Genomic DNA, 25,485 nt, shown 5'->3' on the forward strand with positions numbered 1-25,485 from the left:
GATAATAAGTGGAAATCAAAAAAAGTGCGGTTGCTGGCTCTGTTGAATCCAGTGATATCTTGATCGCGATCGAGCCTACCACAACCCAAACCATCGAGCTGACCCTCGATAGCAGTGTCGAAAAACAATTCGGCAAACAAATTCGCGCCGTCATCCTTGAGACGCTGAACCATCTAGGCGTGACACAGACCAAAATCACCGCCACCGATAAAGGCGCATTGGACTGTACCATCAAAGCCCGAACTCTGACCGCCGTTCATCGGGCCGCCGAACAAGAACAGTATGCTTGGAAGGAGATCGACACATGGAACGTTTAAGAAGAACGATGATGTTTGTACCAGGAGCCAATGCTGCCATGCTACGAGATGCACCATTGTATGGCGCCGATTCCGTTATGTTTGATTTAGAAGATGCGGTCTCCTTGAATGAAAAAGACTCCGCTCGGACACTGGTGCATTTTGCCTTAAAAACCTTTGACTATTCTGCCATCGAAACCGTCGTACGCATCAACGGCCTCGACACGGTGGGTGCCCTTGATATCGAAGCGATGGTCCTAGCGGGGGTCAACGTCATTCGTCTACCGAAAACCGAAACCGCCCAAGACATCATTGACGTTGCCGCTGTGATCACACAAGTAGAAGAAGAAAACGATCTGCCTGTAGGAACCACCAAAATGATGGCTGCCATCGAGTCTGCCGAAGGCGTTTTAAATGCCCGAGACATCGCTAAAGCTTCCGACCGTTTGATCGGGATCGCTTTAGGGGCAGAAGATTATGTCACCAATATGAAGACTCGTCGCTACCCAGATGGGCAAGAATTGTTGTTTGCCCGCAGTATGATTTTGCATGCAGCTAGAGCTGCAGGGATCGCCGCCATCGATACCGTCTTTTCTGATATCAATGACACCGATGGCTTTATTGCTGAAACGACTCGCATCAAGCAGCTTGGTTTTGACGGAAAATCAGTGATCAATCCACGGCAGATTCCCCTAGTCAATGGGATCTATGCGCCTTCAAAAGCCGAGATCCAACAGGCCAAAGAAGTGATCTGGGCCATTCGCGAAGCCGAAAGCAAAGGCTCTGGTGTGATCTCCTTGAATGGCAAAATGGTCGATAAGCCAATCGTTGAGCGAGCGGAACGCGTGATCGCCCTTGCCAAAGCAGCGAAATTGATTACCGAGGAGGAAGTGTAATTATGGTGTTAAACAAAGCAGGAAAAGACATCCCTGAATGCTATGCCAACCAATACGGGGTCTTTGAAAATGAAACGGCCAATATCCATGCCTACAAAGAAGCGAGTCGCAAGATCGAGCCAGTCCTGCCAGGCAAAAGTAAGGTCTTAGGCAGTATCCGTGAAGCCATTGAAAAAACAGGGCTAACGGACGGCATGACGATCTCCTTCCACCATCATTTTCGCGAAGGGGACTTTATCATGAATCTCGTTTTGGACGAGATCGCAAAAATGGGTATCAAGAATCTTGCGATTGCCCCTAGTTCCATCGCCAATGTCCATGAACCATTGATCGGACATATCAAATCTGGGGTCGTGACCAATATCACCTCCAGCGGTCTGCGGGACAAAGTCGGTGCCGCAATCTCCGAAGGCATTATGGATGCCCCAGTCATTATCCGTTCTCATGGCGGTCGGGCTCGTGCGATTGCCGCCGGCGATATCCACATCGATGTCGCTTTCTTAGGAGCGCCTAGCTCAGATGCGTATGGCAATGCCAATGGTACCGTCGGAAAAGCAACTTGCGGCTCATTGGGCTATGCGATGGTCGATGCAAAATACGCCGACCAAGTCGTGATCATCACCGACACCCTTGTGCCGTTTCCAAATACCCCAATCAGCATTCCCCAAACGGATGTCGATTATGTCGTGGAAGTCGATGCCATCGGTGATCCTGCAGGGATCGCAAAAGGTGCGACCCGCTTTACCAAAAATCCAAAAGAATTGCTGATTGCTGAGTATGCAGCCAAGGTCATTACCAGCTCGCCTTACTACCAACAAGGCTTCTCCTTCCAAACTGGAACTGGCGGTGCCGCATTAGCCGTTTCTCGTTTTTTACGCGAAGCAATGATCAAAGATGAGATCAAAGCCAGCTTTGCCCTCGGCGGCATTACCAATGCCATGGTGGAACTGTTAGAAGAAGGATTAGTGGAAAAACTGATCGATGTCCAAGACTTCGATCACCCTTCCGCACAATCGCTAGGAAAAAACGCCAATCATTACGAGATCGATGCCAATATGTATGCCTCACCATTAAGCAAAGGGGCGTTTATCAATCAATTGGATACCGCCATTCTTTCCGCACTGGAAGTTGATACGAATTTCAACATCAATGTCATCACCGGTTCTGACGGTGTGATCCGCGGTGCTTCTGGCGGCCACTCAGATACTAGTATGGCGTGCAAAATGAGTTTAGTGATCGCTCCTCTCGTGCGGGGACGGATCCCAACGATCGTCGATACCGTCAACACGATCGTCACGCCAGGCGCCAGCATTGATGTCGTCGTCACAGAAATCGGGATCGCCATCAATCCTGCTCGCGAAGACCTGATCAGCCATTTTGAAGCATTGGATATTCCCCAATACACCATTGAAGAATTAAAAGAAAAAGCCTACAGTATCGTGGGTCAACCCGAACCCATCAAGTACGGGGAAAAAACCGTCGCTTTGATCGAATACCGCGATGGCACGATCATTGATGTGGTCAAAAATGTCTGATGCCCTATTTTCAGGAACCCCTGTGACGCTAACCGACATGCTGCAGGCGCGAGAAAATAGAAGCTCCCTTCAACGGGAGCTTCTCGCTGCGGATGAAAAAGCGGCATTGCTTGTTGCCACCATGAATATTCCTGGTCCCGTGAAAAATTCTGCCTCATTGACCGCCGTTTTTGAAGAACTCATTACGGAAATCGAAGAGGTCGTCAAGGAACTGATTCCACTGGCAAACCTCTACCGCAGTTTGGAGACCGGACCAGAATATTATCTCGTACTGCCCACAGATCCTTATGAACTAAAACGAATGATGGTTCAAATTGAGACCAATCATCCTTACGGCCGGTTGGTGGATCTGGATGTCTTAACCAAAACTCAAGACCAGCTTTTACCTATCAGCCGCACCGAAATTGGACTGCCTGCAAGAAGCTGCTACGTCTGTGAACAAGACGCCAAAGTTTGTGGCCGTTCTAGAACTCATAGCGTGGCAGACATGCAGCGGCAGATCCGTAAAATCATTCAGGAAAGAGTGAAAGAATGAAAAAAATCCAATTTACCGAAACCGTCTTGCGGGACGGCCAACAAAGTCTGATCGCTACACGAATGCCTACCAGCGATATGCTGCCGATTTTAAAAACCATGGATCAAGCAGGCTATCATGCCCTTGAAATGTGGGGCGGCGCAACCTTCGATGCTTGTTTGCGTTTTTTAAATGAAGACCCATGGGAAAGATTGCGGGCGATCCGCAAAGAAGTGAAAAAGACCAAACTGCAAATGCTCTTACGGGGACAAAATCTCTTAGGCTACAAAAACTATGCCGATGACGTCGTTGCTGACTTTGTGACCAAATCGGTCGAAAACGGCATCGACATTCTTCGTTTGTTTGATGCCTTAAATGATGTCCGCAATTTGGAAACTGCCATCCGTGCCACAAAAGCAGCGGGTGGACACTGTCAAACGGCGATCTCTTATACTACTAGCCAGATCCATACCGTGGATTACTTCGTTGACCTTGCCAACAAAATGGCAGACCTCGGCGCAGATTCTATCTGTATCAAAGATATGGCAGGCGTTTTGACGCCGCAGACCGGCTACGAGTTGGTCAGCCGAATCAAAGACGCGGTCGATCTGCCGCTGGAAGTCCATACCCATGCCACCAGCGGCATTGCTGAGATGACTTACTTGAAAGTTGCGGAAGCTGGCGCAGACATCATTGATACTGCCATCTCCTCTTTTGCTGGCGGCACCAGTCAGCCAGCGACCGAATCTGTGGCGATCGCCTTAGAAGATTGCGGCTTTGCTACGGGACTTGATTTGCAGAAAGTCGCTGAGATTGCAGAACATTTCAATCCCGTTCGTGATCGCTTCCGTGAAGAAGGGCTGCTGAATCCGAAAGTCAAAGACATCGAACCCAAAACCTTGATCTATCAAGTACCTGGCGGCATGTTGTCGAACCTACTCAGCCAATTGACGGAACAAGGATTGCAAGACAAGTATGAAGAAGTCCTAGCAGAGGTACCAAAAGTCAGAGCGGACTTGGGTTATCCACCGCTAGTGACCCCATTGTCGCAAATGGTCGGCACTCAAGCCTTGATGAATGTAATTTCAGGAGAACGCTACAAACTTGTCCCAAGTGAGATCAAAGATTACGTCAAAGGACTTTATGGACAATCGCCAGCACCCATCAGCGACGAAATCAAAGAAACAATTATCGGAGATGCTGAAGTGATCACTGCCAGACCAGCTGATCTACTGGCACCGCAATTGCCAGCCTTCAAGGAAGAAATCGCTGAGTATGCCAAAAGCGAAGAAGACGTGCTGATGTACGCCCTCTTCCCTCAGCAAGCCCAAGACTTTTTAGGCCGACGAGAAGATCCCTTTTATGATGTCCCCGTACAGACCGTGTCTGTGAGGATTGCGGTGGATTAAGGTACCGTTCCAGCTTCCGACTGCCTTTAACTAAAAATCTAAAAAAGAGGAACAGCGAAAAACTGTTCCTCTTTTTTAGGCAATTAATGTTATTTTTTATTAATCCTATCTGCTTATCATTAACAAGCTTTGGCTGGTTGCTTTGTAGTGTGTGGCACCCTTTCCGCATACCTAACTTTTTTACTAGCGCTAGCTGCTTTGTTGGCTGCAATCGGATCGTCCTTTTTCAAAGAACCGCTTTGTTTAGTTACGGTTTTGTCTTTTCCACCAATCAAGGAAAACAATGATCAAAAAAATACTTGTGGCAAAGAGTGAAATTATCAATCCGACGGTATAGCCAGGAGCGTTGAAATTCCCAGTGATCGTTAGTGTGCTGTCTGCTGGCAAATTTGCCAATTGGATTAAACCGCCAAAAGCTGCTTGATAAGGATATGCTTCTCCATTTATCTTGAAGCTCCACCCTGCCTCATAAGGGATTGGTAAGACCAGATTGGTTCGCTCTCCTACATGAATTTCTCCTGTAAAACTTGTCTGATCGATCGTATCGATTCTCACCCCGTCATTGGTCTGCTGTTGCATCAGTGTCGTTAATTTTTCCTGATTGATCATCATAAAATACAGCGAAAAATCACGAACCACTTGATTCTCTTCCCACACCAAAACGAACTCATTGCTTTCTGGATCTATTTGATGCCACCCAGGCTCGACCTGACGGCTTTCTAAGTGAGTCACATAGCGTAAGTTATTGGCTAATTGATGAGGAAAATAGACATATAGCAACTCTTCCTTTGTTCCTTTCGGCACATCAAATGAAAAAGAGGCCGCATCAGCAATTTGGTTCACTTCATTTGCTTCAATTTTTACGCCAGCTGTTAGTTTGTGAGAAACCTTCTCATACCGAATATATTCAGCTGGATCCCCTCCAAGACTTGTAATAATTCGCTGCTGCAAATTCCGAGGAACCTCGGCTGTTACTTGCGCATCATCAAAAAAAAGACCCGTTGGATTCTCATATACAGTTTGAAATAATGTACTCTGATCCGCAAAAGCTATCGGCTGATAGTTTGCCGATACTTCAGACGTTTGGTCATTCTTGATCACTTGATATTGATTTCCTAGTATAATATCAGTAATCGCTGTTCCGCCGCCTCGCTTGGCTCGTACAGCACTCGTTGAATACCCTAACTCCGTTAGCATAAGCAAATATTGCTTATTATTCATTGAACTAAAACCTGATACAGAAGGAAAATGATAATACAAATTATCCGTATCAAACGTCATGTAATTAGAAACTACTTTTTTTAACGGCTGCCACTTTTCTCGATACGCAATAAATTCGGTTTCTGCCTGAGTAATTGTTTGATCATACAAAGTGAAAGGAGTTACCTGATCCATTTTTTTTACTGTCGTTAGCTGATGAACTGTAACTTCTGCAAACGTCAGAGCGACGAAAAGCAGGCCAATGAAGGTTCGCCATTTCTCCCCTTCAGTAAACAAGGCAATCAAAACAAGCAGGGTCAGCAATACTTGATTCCAAAACCACGATGTAAAGTTAATTTCTTGTATCACTAACAAAAATCCTAAAACCAAGGACCAAATCAGACAGCTAAATGTCACAGGTTTCACTCTCCATACTCCTTGTTCTAATGCTCTTGCAGTGAGATAAATACTTAGAAAACTAAAAAGAAACGCAAAACGATAAGGAAACCCCGTTGGATAAACGAATGCATGCCAGATATTTCCCACTATTGGTACGCAAAAACTGATAATGAGGAATAAGTAAAGGACACCATAAATCAATCGTTCTCGGCGAGAAATCTGTTTTGAAAAAAAGAGCGGCGTAATAACTAGCGTTAAGATTCCGCTGTAAATATGTGGATATACTGATTTTGATGTATTGACAAAGGAACGCTGATAATAGATTCCATTAAAAAGTTTTGCTAACAATTTAGTAAAAGAGAACTTTGATTCTGTTATATGTATTGTATTTCTGATCCCCTCGGTTAAATAAAACAAAGTCGGTAAGATGATTACTGCTGCCATCAGCAATGCCAAAAGTGCATAACCCGATAGCCGAAGCAGTAATTTGCCGAGCTTTGCCAGTCGTATTTTTCTACGAGAACCTTCAGCAAAAAAATAAAGCACTGAAAAGAGCGCAACCATATAAGCAATATAAAAATTTGCCAATAATAGAAGAAATACTAGTACAACAAATCGTTTCCGCAAAACATAGTTTCCGAGAAAAAAATGAATCTCTCCAATAATCAATGGCAAGAAAATAAACGCATCTAGCCAAATAATATTAAAGAAATAGCCTACGAGCATGCCCGAAAAAGTATAGTTCAGGGCTAGTAGCAACGCAATTTCTGGCTTGTTTTTAAATGTATGGATCAAAAAGTAATACATTGCAGTAGAAATGCTAGCAAATTTCAAAGCAATCACTAGAACGATCCCAAAATAAAAATAGCTGTCTGGAATAAAAAGAAACAGCAGATTATACAAACTTCCCATATAATAGGCAAAATTTCCCATCATATTACTCCCACCAAAAAAATCCCAGCTATATTGCAATGATTCATTTCCTAAAAAAACTTGTTTTGCATACATGATAAAGCCACGATATTGAGCGAATAAATCAGAAATATAAAGACTTTTTTCGCCAAAAGGATAAAAGCCCATCATCTGATACACGATCAACAAACTAAGTAATGGCAAAAGAAATGCAGCTAAAAATGCATAATTTTTTTTCAATGTCTTCTCCTTATGTACGTGATTTCAACAAAGAAAAAATCAGCTATCCTTCAGCTGATTTCTTCTTTGTTCCTCACTTATCTCCTTGGTTACTCACTTATTTCCATTTGAGCTTTATAGCTAATCCCAAAATAACAATACCTGCAATCGTTAGAACAGGTGTCAATCTTTCTCCAGTAGCTGGTAGCTTTTTAGCATCTGAGGAAGAATCCCTCGTTTGTGTCGTGTCTTTTGTCTCATTTTTTGAACTGCTTAATGCCGTATCTTCCGTCGTAGAACTACTAGATTCTGAAGTACTCGTTTCTGTTTCTGATGTACTAGGTTCTGTCGTGTTGGTTTCTGTCTCAGACGTACCGGTTTCTGTCGTGCTCGTTTCTGTTTCTGATGTGTTAGTTTCTGTCGTGCTCGTCTCTGTTTCAGACGTACTGGTTTCTGTCGGACGTTCACGGTAAACAACGGTAAATTCTAAATCTTCATCACCAAACCTGACAACCTGGTCCTGTAACACTTCTTCTGGAAGGTCTTTGACTTCCCAATTTGCAAGCTTAGGTAATGGATCATGCCCTAAACTAGCACTTTCTGGTTCATAACTAACAGCGCCCGTTACATCATCCACGATTTTTTTAAGCTCATCGCTATTGAGTACTGTCGCTGGTGCCAGTTCATTGCCTTCTTCATCAACATAGCGAACGATTTTTTTGACGCTATCCGTGGAAATAGTCTTATGATGCATATAAACTACCTTATAATGCAAGTCATCGTCTCCAAATTTGACTGTTTGTTCTTCAAAAACTTCTTGCGGTAATTCCTTTATTTCCCAATTAGGAATATCTGCTACTGGTACAGCTCCCAGCGTTCCCGTTTCAGGTTCATAGGTAATGGTGCCGGTTGGTCCATTTTCAATTTTCTTTAGCTCCCCACTGGATACCTCAGCTGGCGCAACTAATTCATTGCCCTCTTCATCGACAAAATGGACGATTTTCTTCACTTCATCCGTCGAAACAGTATCTTCAGCATCCGGAATCAATGACAAGTAATCAGAAGCTGTTGGCACATCTTTATTTTCCGTTCCATCAACCTGCGTTAAAATTTCAGAAATTGTTCCTTGTGCCGTATCAAAAATGTAATCGGCAGAAGTATAGCCACCCACAAGTCCCTTACCATCGACATAGGCTGTATTTTCAACCGTTTCTCCCACTGCACCATCGTTGATTGTTGTTTCGAAAGAAACAACAACAGAATCGCCGCCGACCAATCTCTTAGTAATCGGTACATTCAGTTCATGCGTCGATTGGTCATACACTTCTTCTACTGCCACATGCTCTACCGTGCCATCGCTATAGGTTAATTTGATATCAGTAGGGCTAGTGAGGTATTGATCCAATTGATCCGTCATTACACCTGACACCAGCATTGAACGTTCAACAGTGTTCGTCACTTTGATTTGATATTCTAAACGGTCTCCGACATAAAAACCCTTACCCGTCAAATTGGTCACTGACTTTTCGACAGACAACTCAGGCTCTGCTGATTTGATAAAGTACGAAGCATTTTGCTGCTCACTATCTACCAGTTCTGCATTGATGAAGCCTGTTGCGTCAACTGAGAAAGTGCCATCCTTAAAAGAATACGCATAGACCTCATAGTTATTGCTTAGAGAACTCACCCCACCCCGCCAATTGTCGATCCCGGTTGGTGAGATAATTTCGTATTTTTGAACGAGAGTGATCGTATCTCCAGGCAATAATTTAAAGTCACGCGCGTTATCATAGTTATTTTGATTGACCTCTTCTGATCCAGATAACGAAGTCAGCGTTTCCACCCCGATCTCTTTAACTGTTGGGACGCTACTTTGTTGACTTTTAGCACTTTCAATACTACTTCGCACATTGATCCCCATCACAGATGCAGAATGATTACTCATAGTGATCGTACGGACAATAATATCCCCTACAGCTGTATCCGCCAGATCGCCACTTGTTTCATTCGTAAATATCGAAGCGAAATCAAAGCCGATAGCATTGTCTTTCACGGATGAAGTGGTTTTACCATCACTCATATTGCTTGTGCTCGTTTTAGATTGCTTTTTCTCTATATGTATAGAATCGTGGGTTCCTTCTTCTGACGTCTGTACATTTTCCGACTCCGTAGAGACACTTGAATCCATCACAGACTGACTCGTTTCACTTTGAGAAGATTGCATCGTACTCAAAGTCTCATCACTTACCGATACTTCTTGTGCAAGAGCACTCTCGGAAAAAATCATCCCAGCAAATAAGCAACTCAATAATTTTACCCTTTTTTTCATTTTCTACTCCTCTTACTTTCCGTCTCTTTTTGGTTTAATGTCTGAGATTACTACCTCATTGCTCTTCTCATAAACTTTTTCTACATTTGGACTATCAGTATCTTCTGTATAACTGGTCACACCAAAGTAATTCACTAATGCGTAGCCCGTTCCAATTCCTAACATAAACAGGATCAATACCCCCGCAACCACACTACGAACGGAAATCTTTAGTTTTTTCTTCATGTTTTCCCTCCATTTCTCTCCCAAGTGGATCAACCATTTACTCGCCCTTTTTAACGTTCGTGAAATGATGCACAGGAATATTTTCTAGGACCTTTTAATGATTATTATTTATAACACTAGTACTCTAATTATAATTTATATTCAAAGGAGCAACACGACAGACTCGGTCGTTCTCCTTACTTCTTTTGTCGCCATCCTTCGATAAAAAAAGCGAAAAATTTCTGCCTTCTCCACTTCGTAAAGGAAGAATCTATCTTCAACTCCTCTTCAATCAAATGCGATTGATTGGTCCTTTAAGATTGAATCATTCTAGCTAAACCAAGTAATGAAACAGATACCCACAAACGAATATTGTAGGTATCTGATAAACAATATAAAACTTTTTACGAGGTACATTGCGAAGCGTTTAACGATGAGCGCTTATTTGTTTCTGAGAAGCCAGGATTGTGCTTCCGCTCCATCCATTCTATAATCAGCTATAAGAAGCGTTTTAAAGGAGGGTCTAGCCATGCAACGATATATCGCTTTATTAAGAGGCATCAATGTCGGTGGAAAAAATAAAATTTCTATGAAAGAATTGAAAGCCGGTTTTGAAGAACTGGGGTTTAGCAATGTGGTCACTTATTTGAATAGCGGCAATGTGATTTTTTCCAGTGAAGGGGATGATCCACAAGCCCTTGCCGAAATGATTAAAGCAATGATCAAACGGTACTTTTCCTTTGATATCGCTATTTATATCATTCGCCAAAGAGACCTGCAGGAACGCTTGACCCATATACCTGACTGGTCAGGAACGGAAGATAAAACCATCTATGACAACCTGATCTTTTTGATGCCTTCACTGACCTACGAGGTGTTATCTGAAAAACTCGGGGCTCCAAATGCCGACCTTGAACAGGTTTTCCCTTACAAAGACGTCGTTTTCTGGTCCTACATCCGCAAAGACTATCAAAAAACCAATTGGTGGAAAAAAACAGCCAGCACCAGCGTCGGCAAGCAGATTACGATCCGGACCATCAATACCGTAAGGAAGATTGCGGAGATGTGAGGAATAGCAAGCCTTCTAATAATTATAAAACCCGTCAGGCAGACTCTTCTGACGGGTTTCTTATAACATTCTAATGTCTCATTAGTTCTCGTTACTACTATTCGTGACGCGCTTTAACTGACGTTAAGTTTCTACGCAATCATCCCAACTAGAAGCAATAAACTACCGAGAAGAATAATAGATTTTCACATCGTGTATTTCTATACTGAATATCTATGATAAAACAAAACCCAAGCATTAAGAAGCAATTTGAGGCAACTAGACAATAGTATAGAACGAAAGAAAAAATTCTTATTTGCGACATTCGATTACGCAAAAAATATATATGAACATCTATTATTAGCCATCCTTTTTACTAGCTCTCATTTTAGTTAACCTTTTTATCTATCCTAACTGCTATAAAAACTCTCTCACACGTTCTTTAACATGCTGCTATTGTTCGAACTTCTTTATTGCTAAAGCTAAGCAGCCGATCAAACCTGCATCGTCAGCAAGCATTGGAGTTAGTAGGTATTCTTCAAGAGCAGGGATATCCACATAGGAACCCATTTTTTCTTTAAACGCTTGGCGAATCAACTCGAGTAGTTGCGGCTGTTTCATTACACCCCCACCTAAAATTATTACTTCCGGTGCATATAGTAAAGTTGTGTTATACACACACTGAGCAAGATAATCTGCCTCAATCGCCCAATAAGGATGATCAAATGAAATGGTCTGGGCTTTTCTTCCAAAGCGTTTTTCAATCGCGGGGCCTGAGGCTAACCCTTCCAAACAATCATGATGAAAAGGACAGATTCCTTCAAATTGATCTTCATTATGACGTTGTAAGAGCATATGTCCCATTTCAGGATGACTGAAACCTGTGACTATTTTTCCATCGACTACAGCACCACCACCAACACCAGTACCAACGGTGTAATAAAGAACACTATTTTTACCTTTTCCATACCCTGCCATATATTCTCCATAACAAGCAGCATTTACATCGGTAGTCCAATAGATGGGAACCGACAAGGCGTTTTCCAAAGCTCCTACAAAATGATAATTTTGCCAAGCTAACTTCGGGGTGTTGGTGATATATCCGTAAGTTCTTGATTCGATTTGAATATCAATAGGCCCAAATGATCCTACACCAATTGATGCGATATTTCCTTTGTACTTATCAAAGAAATCAAACACTTGCTTCATCGTTTCTTCTGGTGTTGTGGTAGGAAAACTTTTCCGTTCTATCACTTGTAATTGTTCGTTACCAATCCCACAGACAAACTTTGTTCCACCAGCTTCTATCCCGCCATATAACATTTTATCTACACCTTTCATTCACTCATTTTCAAAAAAAGAAACGTATTTGCACTAAGCAAAATCGTTTCTCACTAAAGGTTTCGTTGTGCCACCTTCGCCAAATTCAATCGGCAATACGGTACGTTTTTCTACTGTCTCTCCATTAATGACAGCAATTAATTTTGCCACTGCCACTTCCGCCATTTGCTTTGTAGGTTGGGCAATCGTTGAGACTAGATAAGGATCTCCTTCTGTCATCTTTTGACCATCAAATCCGATAACTTGGACATCCTCTGGTACGTTTTTCCCTATTTTTTCAAGCATATCAATGACAGCTAATGCCATTGGATCGTTGATCGTAAAAATACCATCGATATCGGGATTCTCTAACAAAAAATTTGTTACACGTTCTGAGAGATGGTCTAAAGGTTCTAACATATCTAACGCTTTATAGGAAATCCCCAATTGACGGCACTCAATCTCAAAATATTTTCGACGACTCTTCGTTTCATTCGGTGTTTCTTGGTACCCACCGATATATGCTACATTCTGACATCCTCGGCGATAAAGTTCATTTGCAGCCAAACGTCCACCGGCCGCATTGTCAGCGGTCACATAAATCACCTCTTCAGTGAAATAACGGTCAATACTAACAAAAGGCAGATTACTCGAAATGTATTCATCGATATCTGAATAAGTAATTCCAATGATGCCATCTACTTTATTTTGGCTGACCATCTGGATATATTCTTGTTCTTTTTCACTATTCCCACTGGAGTTACACAAATAAAGCTTGTAGTTTTGTCTTTCTAATGCTGTTTCTACATGGTAGGCAAATTCGCCAAAAAATGGATGCCATACAGTGGGTAGAATCAAAGCAACCGTGTTCGTATGCTTCATCTTTAACCCCCGGGCGTAAAAATCTGGTTGATAGTTTAACTCTGTCATTGCTGCTTCAACTTTTTCTCTAGTAGAAGCTTTAACAGAGCCGTTATTCAATACCCGGGAAACAGTTCCTACTCCGACACCTGCTAATTTTGCGACATCTTTCATTGTTGCTTTCATAGTTGATCCCTCACATTTCTGCACAAGTTTAGTATAATGAATTTTGTCATAAATTACTAATTTTTTCAAAATACTAATAGCAAAGCCATGGGAAATCTAGCTATCTGTTCTTTTCTAAAAATATTATCCTTCAAAACCTATTAAATAATTGATACACCGCCTAAGCAATCAAACATTTATTTCACACTCGCTGTTTCAAAAGCTTGAATACGACTTTCTCCAATCGAATGAAACAAGATATCTCGAGCTTTTTCCAGCTCATAAAAAGTAGCCGTCATAACTTCTAAACCATTAATAAAGACTTCAACTGATGAGGTATCTCTAAAAATCTCAAGAACGAGCTGATTATCAATCAAAGGTACTTCAACTTTTCGGACATTCAGAGATTCTTCTTCCGCCCCTGTAAGCTCTCTTCCTAGTTTCTGACGATCCAATTCAAAAACCTGTTTAGCAGTGTCATAAGTTAGTTTGAGACAATCCGTCTTAGACCGCAGTAATTCAATTGTAAAAACTTCTGCTTTCTCCAAATCTGCGACTAGATGTAAATATGAAGAATCCGACAGTGCGTTTCGAAATACGACTGATGTGTCAGTCACTGCGATATTTTCACTGCCTTGTTGATAAACTAAATGACTATATACAGTTGAGATGGGCTTTTGTACCAATCGATTTTTTTTCACTCTTAACTCTCGGGGCAAACTCATAGAGCCTGCCCAAAGATGGCCTAACTCATGTGTAGGCAATGTACGATCCCACATCTGCATCCAAGCAATCATCACCCGTCCACCATTAGGATCTGTTGTTGTTTGTGGTGCATAAAAATCCATTCCAAAATCCATTTCATGGAAATTATCAACTATCATCTGACCTGTTTCCCAGTTTACCTCACCAATACAAGCCATGGTAGAACTGATATTATGATATTCCAGTCCGTTCTTCTTGATTTGTATCGGAGACATGATTAAGACATCTCGTCCGTCTAAATGGAATAAATCAGGACATTCCCACATTATTCCTTGCTCTGAAGTCCCTTCTAGCAACACAGAGTAAAAGTGCCAAGTATACAAATCTGACGATTGAAACATCACTATTCTACCAGTAGACTGTGTAGATTTAGTAGCTACTACCATATAGTAAGCATCGTTGTGAACAATTACTTTAGGATCACGAAATTCTTGTATCAGCCCATTTTCACCTAGCTGTTTTTCTGCTACCACAGGATTACCACTGTATTTGCTAAAATGAATACCATCTTCAGAGACCGCCAAACATTGATGCTGATGGCTAATACCATCAATTTCTTGACAGCCTGTATAAAATAAATATAGTTTTCCGTCTCTTTCAATTGCACTTCCTGAGAAACACCCGCCGCTGTCATAAGGTTGATCTGGGGCTAACGCTACTGGTAGATCTTCCCAATGGACCAAATCACTACTGCGCGCATGCCCCCAATGCATGGGCCCCCATCGACTATCGTAAGGATAGTATTGATAGAAGAGATGGTAATGCCCTTTGTAATATATAAACCCATTGGGGTCATTTATCCACCCGATGGGTGCGGAAAAATGATAGTTTTGTCGATACTGAGGGTTAACTTTTCCTCGCATCATTTCAATAAATCGATTTGCTTTATCCAAAATCGCCGTTTCTTCTACTAACACTTATTGTGCTCCCTTCAAAAAATTATCATAGCCAGTTTGTTTTATTTGAATCCATTCTTCCAAACCTACACGTTCCAATTCAGCAAGGTATTCTTCCCATTCTTCATCGATTTTACCGCCGGTGATCCACTCTGCTCTTTTGCGATAGATGTAATCCCACATATCTGTTTCAATTTTTGCTAATCGATCTGTTTCTTCTTTTTCTAAAAAGACACGTGGATAGATATTGTCTTCTGTAATATATGGCAAATACGTGTCATGCATCAAATCTAAACGCCACTTCGCATCATCTGGCATAGTAGTGACTGTGCCGTAATAAGAATCAAGAACCGCTAATGGTCCTCCAGCTTCGGTTTTTTGTCTTAGTTCCCCCGGTGCTGTCCCCTCTAAAGGCAAATGTTTTAACATACCATCCTTTAATTCAAAAATATTCGCCTGTGCTTCATCACCGTAGGTTCCCCAGTTATTTTGGACAGACTGTAACGGTTCATACATTTTATCTATCCACCTAGCTGTAAGTTCCAAGTTTTTATTCGCACTAGTAATTACGAAACGATCTCTTGAGAAACCCATGCCATTCGTACGAGTAACGTGTTTCGTTCCATCTGGTCCCGCTAAGACTGGCAAGACGTCATAACTATCATCTGCACCCGTGATATTTGCTTTATCCCAAGTAAAGTACACGCCATACTTATGTTCTTTCCCTTTGGCAACATACGTATTCCAATCTTGTTCGAAAGCCTCTTTATCAATAAGACCTTTATTATTCATTTCGTTGAAATATTTGATGGCTTCTTTATACCCTTCTTTGTTAGCAGTAAATTGTACTTGGCCATCGTTATCAACGACTAAGTGGTCATCATTATCACCTAGACCGAATGCCCCCATTAAAAATTTTAAGTCTTCATTTCCTCCATTGTTAATAAAGCTAAAAGGAATTTCATCTGCTTCACCATTACCATTTGGATCTTGCGTCTTGAAAGCCTCCAACACAGTCATCAACTGATCAGTGGTTTGCGGCATTTCAAGACCCAAATTATCCAACCACTCCTTGTTGATCCAAGCCATCCCATTTACTGTATGAATCGACTCTTTTCCTTCGCCTAATTCTTCAATCCAAGGCATAGAGTAAATGTGACCATCAGGTGCAGTAGACATTTGTCGGTATTCGGGGTTTTCATCAAAAATTTTCTTCAGATTTGGCATATAATCTTCGATCAAATCTTCAATCGGTACAATAACGCCACTTTCCGCCCAGTTTAATAAATCATAGTCACCTGCAGCGGCGTTGAAGATGGCATCTGGTAAATCCCCACTAGCGATATCCAAATTTCTTTTTTCGGCAAAATCACTACTGTAGTTTGTCCAATCAATATGGAGATTGGTCTCTTCTTCTAACCGTTGGAAAATCAATTTGTCATTAGGATCATTGGGAGCCAAAGGGGCACTTTGAGACATCATTTTTAAAGATACTTTTTCTTTCAATGGAAAAGAGACATTTTCTAGTTCATAATCAGGGCTTGATGTACTCTTTTCTTTTGAGCCTCCACAAGCCCCCAAAATTAGTACGGAAGTAAAAACGATTGGCAGCATCCATTTTGCTTTCATCTTAAAATCTCCTTTATAATTTTTATTCATACAAATAGTGAACAATACTTATCCTTTAACAGAACCAACTAAAACACCTTTATCAAAATATTTTTGGAAGAAAGGATACATTATGATTAATGGCAGACTAGAAATGACAATCGTTGCGTATTTGATCAACTCAGCAATTTGTTTCATTTCTGCCATGGCTGTATTGGCTCCCACCATGTCTTGTGAGGGTTGGTTTTGGATCAAAATATTTCTTAATACGAGTTGCAACGGCTGTAAGTCGGGATCTTTGATATAGATCATGGCATCAAAATATGAGTTCCATTGCCCAACAAAGGCATATAAAAACAATACGAACATAATTGGTTTAGCTAATGGAAGCATGACTTTGAACAGTATTTGCAAGTCATTGGCGCCATCGATAGTAGCAGCTTCAGAAAGTTCTTTTGGCAAAGCACTAAAATAGGTACGCGCTAAGATAATATTCCACACATTTATAGCACCTGGTATGATAATCGCCCATACACTATCTAACATGCCCAAGTTCTTTACCAATAAATAGGTAGGTATCAAGCCGCCACCAACGAACATTGTAATGACAAAAAAAGTCATAATAATCTTTTTCCCAGCCAAGTTAGGTCGAGATAAAGGATACGCAGTGATCATCGTAATAAATACAGTCAATAAACTGAAGCTAAAAGAGTAAAACAACGAATTTACAAAACCGCGTAAAATGGAATCATCTGCAAATACCCGTTGATATCCTTGTATTGTCCAATCTTTCGGATTGAAGCTTATACCTTTATTGATCAAAGTAGCTGGGTCCATAAAAGAAGCTACCAGTACATAAATCAGCGGAACAATGGTGATGACGACTAAAAAAGTTACAATCACTCGATTCAACCATAAGATTTGACGGTCGATTTTTGATAAAGCACTATTCATAATTTTCTCCTTTCATTACAAGCCTTGACCATCGTTTAGCCGCTTGGTTATATTGTTGACAATCAGTAATAAAACGACATTAATAATCATATTGAACAGACCAACAGCAGCAGAGTAGGCATAATCACCTGATTGCAAGCCGACTTTGTATACATAAGTGGAAATGATTTCTGAGGCAGGGATGTTCATTGAAGTTTGCATCAAGTAGGCTTTTTCATATCCTACATTCATAATACCGCCGGCGGCCAAGATGAAGCTGATCACCATCACAGGCCTCAATGCAGGCAAATCGATATGCCAAATCTTTTGTAAAATATTTGCCCCATCGATATTTGCTGCCTCATATAAATCGGTACTGACTCCCGCCAGCGTCGCGGTGTAAAGAATGGATGACCAGCCGATTCCTTGCCAAATTCCCGATAAAATATAAATCGTTCTGAAATAAGCTGGATTAGACATGAACATAATTGGTTGCCCCGTAACCTTTTCTACTAACCCATTAATAGGTCCATTTGCGGATAGGAACAAAAACAGCATCCCCACGATAATAACTACTGAGATAAAATTCGGCGCATATAGAATCAACTGGATTTTCTGTTTTATTTTTTTATTGATAATTTGATTCAAGCTCAGTGCTAAAATAATTGGTGGAAAAAAACCTAACAATAAACCATAAATGCTAATTTTTAATGTGTTGCTCAGCAAAAGCGTAAAATTTGGTGAACTGATAAATTCCCTAAAGTGATCTAGTCCTACCCAAGGACTTTCCAAAATTCCTAGCATAGGATTATAGTCTTTAAATGCAATCACAGCACCGTACATTGGCACATACTTAAAGATAAACGTCATGATGATACCTGGTAAGAGCAACAAGTACATCCACTTATCACGCCGCAACTGTTTCTTTAATTTTTCCCACTTCGAGATATTTTTTTTATCCCGTTGTACCGCCCTTATCTCACCACCTGGTCCCAATGTCTTTTCCAATTCAATCTCCTCCCAATACATTTTAGAAACGTTTCCATTTTCGTTTAAAAAAATAAAAATTTAACGAAGATGCGTTTTGGAAACGTTCCCACTATTTTCGTTTATAGATTACCATAGCCATTTTTTTAAGTCAATATTTTTTTGTAATTATTCTTTCACCCACACTAAGCTTCCTTCAATTCATTTATGGTTTTCGAAAATTGTTAAAAAATATGGATCTCGATTATTTCATTAATCCTATTTTTCTCTACTTTTCTAGCATTCTTCTTTTATGAGTTTACTTATCACAACTCGCATCCTCTAATCTCTTTTCTACCAATCATTCACTATTTAACCGTTCCAATCGGAAGATTATCTGGTTAATTATTTAAAAATAGCTCGGATTCACATTTATTTTTTTGCTTTTTAACTAACTAAAAGCGAAAAGATAAGAGTTAGATATGTAAATGTATATAAGGTTAGGAGCTGTTAGATGAGCTTTTTAGGGGAATCTCGGAAAACTAAGGTCGCCAATCAGGATTAAAAAAAAATGCAGGAATTAGGAGTATTCACTTTTCATCCGTCAACTGAAAGAAATTAGCGAAAAAAGAGTAAACTCACAAAAATTGTGAATTTACTCCAAATCAATATACGGCTCTTCTTTTATGGAATCAAATTTTCTAACGATGAGCTAGTATTTTCTCGCATATAGCTTCTCCCTACTTCACCGATCCCAACATCCCAGCCACAAAGTACTTTTGCAGCGAGAAGAAGACCACCATTGTTGGCAGAGTTGCGATCACGATTGCTAACATCATTAAGCCATAATCTGGATTATTGGCGGCGCCGATGGCAGAAATCATCAAAGGAAAGGTTTGCTTTTCTGGTGATTGAAGGGTGATCAACGGCCACAGGTAGCTGTTCCAACTATTGATGAAGGTAATGATGGCAGCTGCCGCATAAGTTGTTTTCATGGTTGGCATGTATATTCGGAAAAACAAGCCTAGCTCCGAAAGGCCATCCATTCGCCCAGCTTCAAGCAGTGACTTGGAAAACATTTTTGTGTTTTGTCTGAAAAAGAAAATCAGAAATGCGGTCGATAATGTTGGCAAAATGACTGAAGCTACTGTATCGAGTCCAATAAAAGGAATCGTCGTTGAAAAGCTGCCGAACATTCGAAACAGCGGAATCATGGTGGCGGCAAAAGGCAACATCATCGACAAGAGCAACATATTAAAAAGCATATTTTTTAATCGGCTTTGATAGATCTCAAATCCGTAGCCTGCCAACGAAGCGATCGTCACAGATAATATCGTCTGTAGCAACGCAATCCTTGCACTATTAAAGAATACTTGTTTCAAGTCATAGGTTGCGACTAGGTTACGCCAGTTTTCTAGCAAATGGGTACTTGGCAATAGTTTGCCTTGCATGATATTTACGGTAGGATTGGTGATACTCACTAACATGAAATAAAAGGGAAAGGCAAACAGAATGGTAAAAACACCCAAAAATACATACGTGCCTACTTTTTTCATTTTTCCTCTCCTCCGATCTTAAATTGGATCATGGAAAAGAAGATGACCATGACGACAATGGCATAGGAAACTGCAGAGGCGTAGCCAAAATCTGGTGTATAGCGAAAAGAAAGATTATAAATATATTGGGAAATCGTCGATGTGGCGTTTCCTGGCCCCCCTTGGGTCAAGTTCATCGGTTCATCAAATAACTGTAGTGTCCCAATCGTTGACGTCACAGCTGAAAACAAAATGACTGGCTTCAGCAAAGGGACGGTGATTTTAAAAAATTGTTTGGTCGGAGAAGCGCCATCGATTCTAGCAGCTTCATAAATTGCTGGGTCAATGTTTTGCAAAGCCGATAGAAAGAAAATCATATTGTAGCCGGTCCAGCGCCAAGTGATGGCTAAAATGATAATGACTTTTGCCCAAAAGGGACTGGAGAAAAAGGCGATTGGCTCAGAGACAATCGACAGTCTCACTAAAAGGGCGTTCACCACGCCATTTGTTGCAAACAGTGATTTAAAGACCATGGAGTATGCGACTAATGAAGTCACTGCTGGCAAAAAAATGATCGTCCGAAACAGGCCTTTCAGCTTTAGGGTTTTCTGATTGAGCTGGACGGAAAAGAACATGGCCAACAAGACCATGACAGGCACTTGAAAGCCCAAAAAGATCAAGGTATTTTTCGTGGCTGTCAAAAAGGTTTGATCCGAAAACAGCCGCCGATAATTCGCTAGTCCGCTAAAGGTCAGCCCGGTGCCGCTTCCTGATTGTAAGGATAATAGAAATGCTTGGATCATTGGATAAAAAGAGAAAAAGAAGATTAAGAGTGTCGGGATAGCAATAAACAGCCACCCCGTGATCACTCCTTTTTTATAAAATAATTTATTTTTCATCGTACATGCCCCTCAGTCCGTGTTAATTCAATTGATTGTCAGCAATCATTTGCGTGTTTTTTAAGACTTCGTCCAAATCTGCTCCATTGACATAGTCCAAAAAGCCTTGATTCATGATGTCTTCCAACGCATAAGTGTTTTTCCCAAAGTTTACCGAAGGAATTTCATTTGCCCAGTTCATGAAATCTTGATAGATAGCCTGATCATCAAAGAAAGGATCTGGTGCATGATACGCATCTCCTTGTGAAGCAGGAACGTAAGAACCGATTGCTCCAACGGTTTGAATCAGCTCTTCGTAAAAGGCAATATTTTTGCCGAATACGTCAGCAATATAGCTCAGGGCTTCTTCTTTCCCATCAATGTCTAACACATAAATTGACGAGCCTCCGAGATTGGTCGCATTGACAGAACCTTCGATCGATTCTTGCTTGGGCACTGGAACGACTGCCCAATCGCCACTTTGGCTTTCTTCTGCTTTCACCGATGGCGTGATCCAGTTGCCTTGTAAAACGCCTGCTACTTCGCCGCTGTTAAAACCTGCCAGCATTTGGTCCCAGCCATTGTGCGTTGTCATTACTCCTGAATCAAGCAGCATTTTCAAATCTTCAAGCCCTTGTTTCAAAGAAGGATTGCCGTCAATAAACGGCGTTTCACCATCCTCTGCGGTATACCAATAACCACTGGAATGCATCATCATTCGCAAATGTCCTAGATCATTCATATCGATGGACAGCAATGGTTTGCCAGTTGCTTCTTTCACACGGATCCCCAATTCATTAAAGGTTTGCCAAGTGATATTGGTGAAATCTGACAGTTCCAAGCCCGCTTCTTCAATGATCGATTTTCGCAAGTAAACGCCCGCTACCCCTGAATCAAACGGCATCCCATACTGCTCGCCATCGATCGAAGACACCTCGATTTTGTAATCCATAAACTCGTCAACATTTATATACTCAGTCAATGGAACGAAATACTCTGGAAACACTTCTAAAAAATTACGAGCGCGAAAATCTTCAATCAAGACGATATTAGGCAATCCTTGGGTACTGCCTGAACTAAAGATGGTATTCATTTTTTGTACGCTGTCTTGTTGGGAAATCTCAGTGACATTGATTTTGAAATCAGGATTTTCTTCTTGATGATACGATTCCGCCAACTCAAAGGCTGCGATATTGAATTTTGGGTCCCACGCCCAAATGGTGATTTCCTCTGCGCCGTTTTGATCGCCCCCCTCACGCTCTGGCGTATCGCTGCCATTCCCACAAGCAGCTAAGCCTCCTAGTCCTATCATTGCCATACATAAAGCTATTTTTTTCATTGTTTTGCTCCTTCCACTTCTTTTTGATAGTTCATCTGAAAATCAAAGGCAAATGCCTGATTTTGCAATAAATACTTCGGTAAAATACCGGGACCGCAACTGGCACTTCCTAATCCTTGCACCCCATAGTCAATGTTGACGGCAACAGCGTCGCTGGTTTCTAATTGATTGGTATGGGTCGCTTGTTCCAAATTGTTCTGAGTGTAGTGATGCACACTAAAATTCAGCGATTTGCTGGAAATAGTCAGTCCACCTCCAGAAGGCTTAGACAAACGGAAGAATTTGGTCTTCATGTGGTTGCCATTTTCTTGCGGCCGCACATACGGCGTGTGCATCTCTGGAACGGTTCTTTCCCACCAATCGAAAAACCCGCTTTGGCAACTATCAGGATAGGTTTCATGCGGCCCAAGTCCCAGCCACTGCACGTTCTGATGTTCTTTGTTGATCATCAGCTGCACACCGATTCGCGGTAGAGTTTTCGGCCCATTGCCAAACGGGGTTCCTTTGACTGCTACACGGATGTCGCCTACCAATGAAAGACAATACGTAAAGGACAATTCAATTCCCCAGTCGAGGGAAATAGGCATGCTGTTGCGGCGAATCTCGACTTTTATTTCATCTGGGCGCTGTTCATAGGTAAACGCGAGCACACGCTCCTTTAAGTAGCGAATGCGAAACGCTTCCCATTCCTTGGCGATGCTTGCCGAACCAAACTCTTCACTGCCTAACAAGTCGTTGTCAGTCGGTGCCCGCCAAAAGTTCATTTCAAGCGGTTCAGTAAGCAATGCTTGCCCTTCGATGAGCCACTGGCTCAAGGTACCTGTTTTCTTATGAAAAATATAGGTCTGCTCAGCCAAAGTAATCCTCAGTTCATCGGCCGTTTCTGAACAGTGAAAGGCATCCGCTTTAGGTATTTGTACGCTTTTTATTGGTTGATCAATGACGGCTTGCTCCCAAGCAACTGCGTGTTCTAAAGAAAAATCTGGGGCACTTTCTTCAAAGAAAAACAGCGTGACCACTGCTTGTGCTCTTCCTGCTAAGCTCAGCGTAGCTTCTTCTGGCAGGGAAATGGTTGTTTCTTCCTGAGGCAGGAGATTGATTCTGGGCAGCTCTTGTAAGAAAATCACCTGATCGTCTTCCTTGATTTGCAGGACTGGCTGTAAAGACGCTAAATTTCGAAAGTCGAAACGGCTAGTGATACGACAGGTCTGTTCTGAGAGCTGGAAGGTGATTTTGACAGGCTGAATCACTTTCTTATACTCGAACAATGCTGGCGATGGCGTACGATCTGGAAATAGCAACCCATCAATCACAAAGTTGCCATCATGGATTTCTTCTGCGAAATCACCGCCATACTTGTAGTACGTTTCACCAGAAAAGCGGTCTATGCTCTTGATACCATGATCGATCCACTCCCAAATAAAGCCGCCTTGCAACCGAGGATAGCGATAAAACAATTCCAGATATTCGCTCAACCCGCCGGGGCCATTGCCCATCGCATGACCATATTCACATAAAATATGCGGTTGTGTTAGTGAACGTTCCCCCTGTTCTGTCATTTCGCCAACAGATGTATACATAGTCGAAATGACATCAGACGCTTGGCACGCTTGCCATTCTCCCAAGGATTTCAAGTGCCGTGCTTCTCCTTCATAATGAACCAGACGACTGGGATCTAATTCCTTGATCAGCTGCGCCATCTTCAAATGGTTTTCCCCATAGCCAGACTCATTTCCTAACGACCAGAAAATGATCGAAGGATGGTTTCTATTTTTTTCGACCATTCTTTTTGCTCGGTCTAAATACGTCGGCAACCATTCCTCACTACTGCTCAGTTCATTGATCCTTTGGGTGATATCCATCCCATGGGTTTCAATGTCTGCTTCGTCAATGACGTACAGCCCATAACGATCACACAGGTGATAAAACTTTGTGTCTGCTGGGTAATGAGAACACCGTACAGCATTGATATTGAATGCTTTCATCATCTGCACATCTTGTTCCATCATCTCAACCGTCAGACTTCTACCAGACTCACAATGCCACTCATGGCGATTGACACCCTTCAGAACCACCCGTTTTCCATTGATTTGGAAAATACCGTCAACTATGGAAATCTGTCTAAAGCCGACTTGGAACGGAATGACCTCCAACAGTTCCTCGCCTTGATACTGTTTCACCAACAGATGGTATAGATACGGTTCTTCTGCGTTCCAAGGAATTATCTCTTCAATGGTTGCGGAAATCGTCCAATCCGCTTTTGTTCCTCCTTGGCGTTTCTCAGTTTTCTTTAAAACGGTTACATTTTCTTGATCTAGCAATTCGATTTCTATCGTACGTCCTAACTGCTCTGGTATTGTAGGGTTAAAGAAAAGCGAAACTTCCAAGATGCCATCTTTGTATTGATTGCATAAATCTGCTTGGATCGTTACATTTTGGATCGACTGCGGCTTACGGGAAAACAAGTAGACTTCTCTAAAAATTCCGCCAAGCCACCACATATCTTGATCCTCGACATAGCTCATCGCGCTCCATTGCTTCACCTTTACACTAAGCACATTTTTGCCCTTTTGAAGATAGGGTGTGATATCAAACTCAGAGACCAAGCGACTGCCGGTGCTATAGCCGACATACTGATCATTGACATGCACTTCAAACACCGATTCCACACCTTCAAAGTGAAGCACATGCTCAAGATCAATGTCCTCCACAATAAATGCTTTTCGATAAAAGGCGGTTGGATTCTCCATCGCAACAAATGGCGGATCAATTGGAAAAGGATACTGGACATTTGTGTAGATTGGTTTTCCATGCCCTTGAAACTGCCAATGAGCAGGTACCTCAATTTTTTGTTCATACACAATTTGATTTTCTGCCTCACCCAAATAAAAATCCCACAGACCATTTAATGACTGATACCCAAAAGATGCCTGTGGATCCCCTTGCATAGCTGTTGCGACCGTTTCATAACTAAAAAAACTGGTTCGAGGCGACAAGCGGTTTTCATGTAGTATTGCTGGATTGAATATTTTTTCTTGAAACATAGCTTCCTCCTTAAAATATATAGATAATATCTTGTTGCATCTACGAAACTAAGACAATTTCTTTCTAATTGTGATTACTCTCCTCTCTTCTTATGATTTCTATTTGATAAAATACTTAAAATCTCTCTTACAATTTTTGCTAAAAGTATTTTTACTTTTAAAAATATAAATAAAAAAGCTGTCTATTGATTGCTTAATGAGTAACACAATGGAA

19 protein-coding genes are annotated in these 25,485 nt (G+C 41.5%); 6 read left to right on the plus strand and 13 right to left on the minus strand.

Annotated elements, in window-relative coordinates:
* Positions 1–8: 8 nt before the first annotated feature.
* From citD to IGK61_RS16990, 5 genes are read left to right on the plus strand one after another with little or no spacing between them, the layout of a single operon-like run.
* On the plus strand, positions 9–317 hold the full coding sequence (citD, locus tag IGK61_RS16970; RefSeq protein ID WP_074536248.1) for a citrate lyase acyl carrier protein: 309 nt from the start codon (positions 9–11) through the stop codon (positions 315–317).
* Entirely contained in the window at positions 305–1,192 is an 888-nt protein-coding gene (gene citE, locus IGK61_RS16975) for a citrate (pro-3S)-lyase subunit beta (RefSeq protein WP_074536250.1), read from the plus strand. The genes citD and citE overlap by 13 nt, the downstream gene beginning before the upstream one ends.
* A gap of 2 nt (positions 1,193–1,194) precedes the next feature.
* Positions 1,195–2,727 carry a citrate lyase subunit alpha gene (gene citF, locus IGK61_RS16980; protein ID WP_074536251.1) on the plus strand — a complete coding sequence of 511 codons (1,533 nt, stop codon included), beginning with the start codon at positions 1,195–1,197 and terminating at the stop codon, positions 2,725–2,727.
* Positions 2,708–3,262: a citrate lyase holo-[acyl-carrier protein] synthase gene (gene citX / locus IGK61_RS16985; protein ID WP_050759624.1), complete on the plus strand. Its 555-nt coding sequence runs from the start codon at positions 2,708–2,710 to the stop codon at positions 3,260–3,262. Before citF ends, citX begins: the two co-directional genes overlap by 20 nt.
* Positions 3,259–4,650, plus strand: a complete 1,392-nt coding sequence (locus tag IGK61_RS16990) for an oxaloacetate decarboxylase subunit alpha (RefSeq protein WP_074536253.1) — start codon at positions 3,259–3,261, stop codon at positions 4,648–4,650. Before citX ends, IGK61_RS16990 begins: the two co-directional genes overlap by 4 nt.
* Positions 4,651–4,893: 243 nt before the next feature.
* On the opposite strand, the gene IGK61_RS16995 is transcribed toward IGK61_RS16990, so the two are convergent.
* From IGK61_RS16995 to IGK61_RS17005, 3 genes are all read right to left on the minus strand, one after another.
* Entirely contained in the window at positions 4,894–7,401 is a 2,508-nt protein-coding gene (locus IGK61_RS16995; RefSeq protein ID WP_074536262.1) for a YfhO family protein, read from the minus strand.
* A 97-nt stretch (positions 7,402–7,498) separates the two neighbouring features.
* Complete coding sequence (locus IGK61_RS17000) at positions 7,499–9,709, minus strand: isopeptide-forming domain-containing fimbrial protein (protein WP_074536264.1); 2,211 nt, start codon at positions 9,707–9,709, stop codon at positions 7,499–7,501.
* Between the two features lie 12 nt (positions 9,710–9,721).
* Positions 9,722–9,934, minus strand: a complete 213-nt coding sequence (locus tag IGK61_RS17005) for a hypothetical protein (protein ID WP_074536266.1) — start codon at positions 9,932–9,934, stop codon at positions 9,722–9,724.
* Positions 9,935–10,442: 508 nt separating this feature from the next.
* Here IGK61_RS17005 and IGK61_RS17010 point away from each other — a divergent pair.
* A complete protein-coding gene (locus IGK61_RS17010) occupies positions 10,443–10,982 on the plus strand; it encodes a DUF1697 domain-containing protein (RefSeq protein ID WP_074536268.1) in 540 nt (179 codons plus the stop codon).
* 432 nt (positions 10,983–11,414) lie between these two features.
* Here the strand turns inward: IGK61_RS17010 and IGK61_RS17015 are convergent, their stop codons facing one another.
* The 10 genes from IGK61_RS17015 to IGK61_RS17060 all read right to left on the minus strand — a co-directional run bounded on the left by IGK61_RS17015 (position 11,415) and on the right by IGK61_RS17060 (position 25,271).
* Positions 11,415–12,284: an ROK family protein gene (locus tag IGK61_RS17015; RefSeq protein WP_074536269.1), complete on the minus strand. Its 870-nt coding sequence runs from the start codon at positions 12,282–12,284 to the stop codon at positions 11,415–11,417.
* A 51-nt stretch (positions 12,285–12,335) separates the two neighbouring features.
* A complete protein-coding gene (locus IGK61_RS17020) occupies positions 12,336–13,328 on the minus strand; it encodes a LacI family DNA-binding transcriptional regulator (RefSeq protein ID WP_015510589.1) in 993 nt (330 codons plus the stop codon).
* Between the two features lie 176 nt (positions 13,329–13,504).
* Positions 13,505–14,989 (minus strand): glycoside hydrolase family 32 protein, encoded by a 1,485-nt coding sequence (locus IGK61_RS17025; protein WP_034869507.1) that lies wholly within the window; start codon positions 14,987–14,989, stop codon positions 13,505–13,507.
* On the minus strand, positions 14,990–16,597 hold the full coding sequence (locus IGK61_RS17030; RefSeq protein WP_002323465.1) for an ABC transporter substrate-binding protein: 1,608 nt from the start codon (positions 16,595–16,597) through the stop codon (positions 14,990–14,992).
* Between the two features lie 48 nt (positions 16,598–16,645).
* Positions 16,646–17,530, minus strand: coding sequence for a carbohydrate ABC transporter permease (locus IGK61_RS17035; protein WP_010748894.1), 885 nt, complete (start codon positions 17,528–17,530; stop codon positions 16,646–16,648).
* A gap of 15 nt (positions 17,531–17,545) precedes the next feature.
* Positions 17,546–18,538, minus strand: coding sequence for an ABC transporter permease (locus IGK61_RS17040; RefSeq protein ID WP_005233042.1), 993 nt, complete (start codon positions 18,536–18,538; stop codon positions 17,546–17,548).
* Positions 18,539–19,215: 677 nt separating this feature from the next.
* Entirely contained in the window at positions 19,216–20,031 is an 816-nt protein-coding gene (locus IGK61_RS17045; RefSeq protein ID WP_002323468.1) for a carbohydrate ABC transporter permease, read from the minus strand.
* On the minus strand, positions 20,028–20,909 hold the full coding sequence (locus tag IGK61_RS17050; protein WP_115232999.1) for a carbohydrate ABC transporter permease: 882 nt from the start codon (positions 20,907–20,909) through the stop codon (positions 20,028–20,030). The genes IGK61_RS17045 and IGK61_RS17050 overlap by 4 nt, the downstream gene beginning before the upstream one ends.
* Before the next feature lie 22 nt (positions 20,910–20,931).
* Positions 20,932–22,227, minus strand: a complete 1,296-nt coding sequence (locus tag IGK61_RS17055) for an ABC transporter substrate-binding protein (RefSeq protein WP_074536272.1) — start codon at positions 22,225–22,227, stop codon at positions 20,932–20,934.
* Positions 22,224–25,271: a glycoside hydrolase family 2 gene (locus IGK61_RS17060; protein WP_074536274.1), complete on the minus strand. Its 3,048-nt coding sequence runs from the start codon at positions 25,269–25,271 to the stop codon at positions 22,224–22,226. The genes IGK61_RS17055 and IGK61_RS17060 overlap by 4 nt, the downstream gene beginning before the upstream one ends.
* Between the last annotated feature and the right edge of the window lie 214 nt (positions 25,272–25,485).

The sequence above is a fragment of the Enterococcus sp. AZ063 genome (assembly GCF_051715045.1).
GTDB lineage: Bacteria > Bacillota > Bacilli > Lactobacillales > Enterococcaceae > Enterococcus_D > Enterococcus_D casseliflavus.

Bases quoted from the DNA above. Each gene is read 5' to 3' on its own strand.
- citE (WP_074536250.1), top strand. From the start codon at position 305: ATGGAACGTTTAAGAAGAACGATGATGTTTGTACCAGGAGCCAATGCT.
- citF (WP_074536251.1), top strand. From the start codon at position 1,195: ATGGTGTTAAACAAAGCAGGAAAAGACATCCCTGAATGCTATGCCAAC.
- citX (WP_050759624.1), top strand. From the start codon at position 2,708: ATGTGGTCAAAAATGTCTGATGCCCTATTTTCAGGAACCCCTGTGACG.
- IGK61_RS16990 (WP_074536253.1), top strand. From the start codon at position 3,259: ATGAAAAAAATCCAATTTACCGAAACCGTCTTGCGGGACGGCCAACAA.
- IGK61_RS17000 (WP_074536264.1), bottom strand. From the start codon at position 9,709: ATGAAAAAAAGGGTAAAATTATTGAGTTGCTTATTTGCTGGGATGATT.
- IGK61_RS17005 (WP_074536266.1), bottom strand. From the start codon at position 9,934: ATGAAGAAAAAACTAAAGATTTCCGTTCGTAGTGTGGTTGCGGGGGTA.
- IGK61_RS17010 (WP_074536268.1), top strand. From the start codon at position 10,443: ATGCAACGATATATCGCTTTATTAAGAGGCATCAATGTCGGTGGAAAA.
- IGK61_RS17015 (WP_074536269.1), bottom strand. From the start codon at position 12,284: ATGTTATATGGCGGGATAGAAGCTGGTGGAACAAAGTTTGTCTGTGGG.
- IGK61_RS17020 (WP_015510589.1), bottom strand. From the start codon at position 13,328: ATGAAAGCAACAATGAAAGATGTCGCAAAATTAGCAGGTGTCGGAGTA.
- IGK61_RS17030 (WP_002323465.1), bottom strand. From the start codon at position 16,597: ATGAAAGCAAAATGGATGCTGCCAATCGTTTTTACTTCCGTACTAATT.
- IGK61_RS17035 (WP_010748894.1), bottom strand. From the start codon at position 17,530: ATGAATAGTGCTTTATCAAAAATCGACCGTCAAATCTTATGGTTGAAT.
- IGK61_RS17040 (WP_005233042.1), bottom strand. From the start codon at position 18,538: ATGTATTGGGAGGAGATTGAATTGGAAAAGACATTGGGACCAGGTGGT.
- IGK61_RS17045 (WP_002323468.1), bottom strand. From the start codon at position 20,031: ATGAAAAAAGTAGGCACGTATGTATTTTTGGGTGTTTTTACCATTCTG.
- IGK61_RS17050 (WP_115232999.1), bottom strand. From the start codon at position 20,909: ATGAAAAATAAATTATTTTATAAAAAAGGAGTGATCACGGGGTGGCTG.
- IGK61_RS17055 (WP_074536272.1), bottom strand. From the start codon at position 22,227: ATGAAAAAAATAGCTTTATGTATGGCAATGATAGGACTAGGAGGCTTA.
- IGK61_RS17060 (WP_074536274.1), bottom strand. From the start codon at position 25,271: ATGTTTCAAGAAAAAATATTCAATCCAGCAATACTACATGAAAACCGC.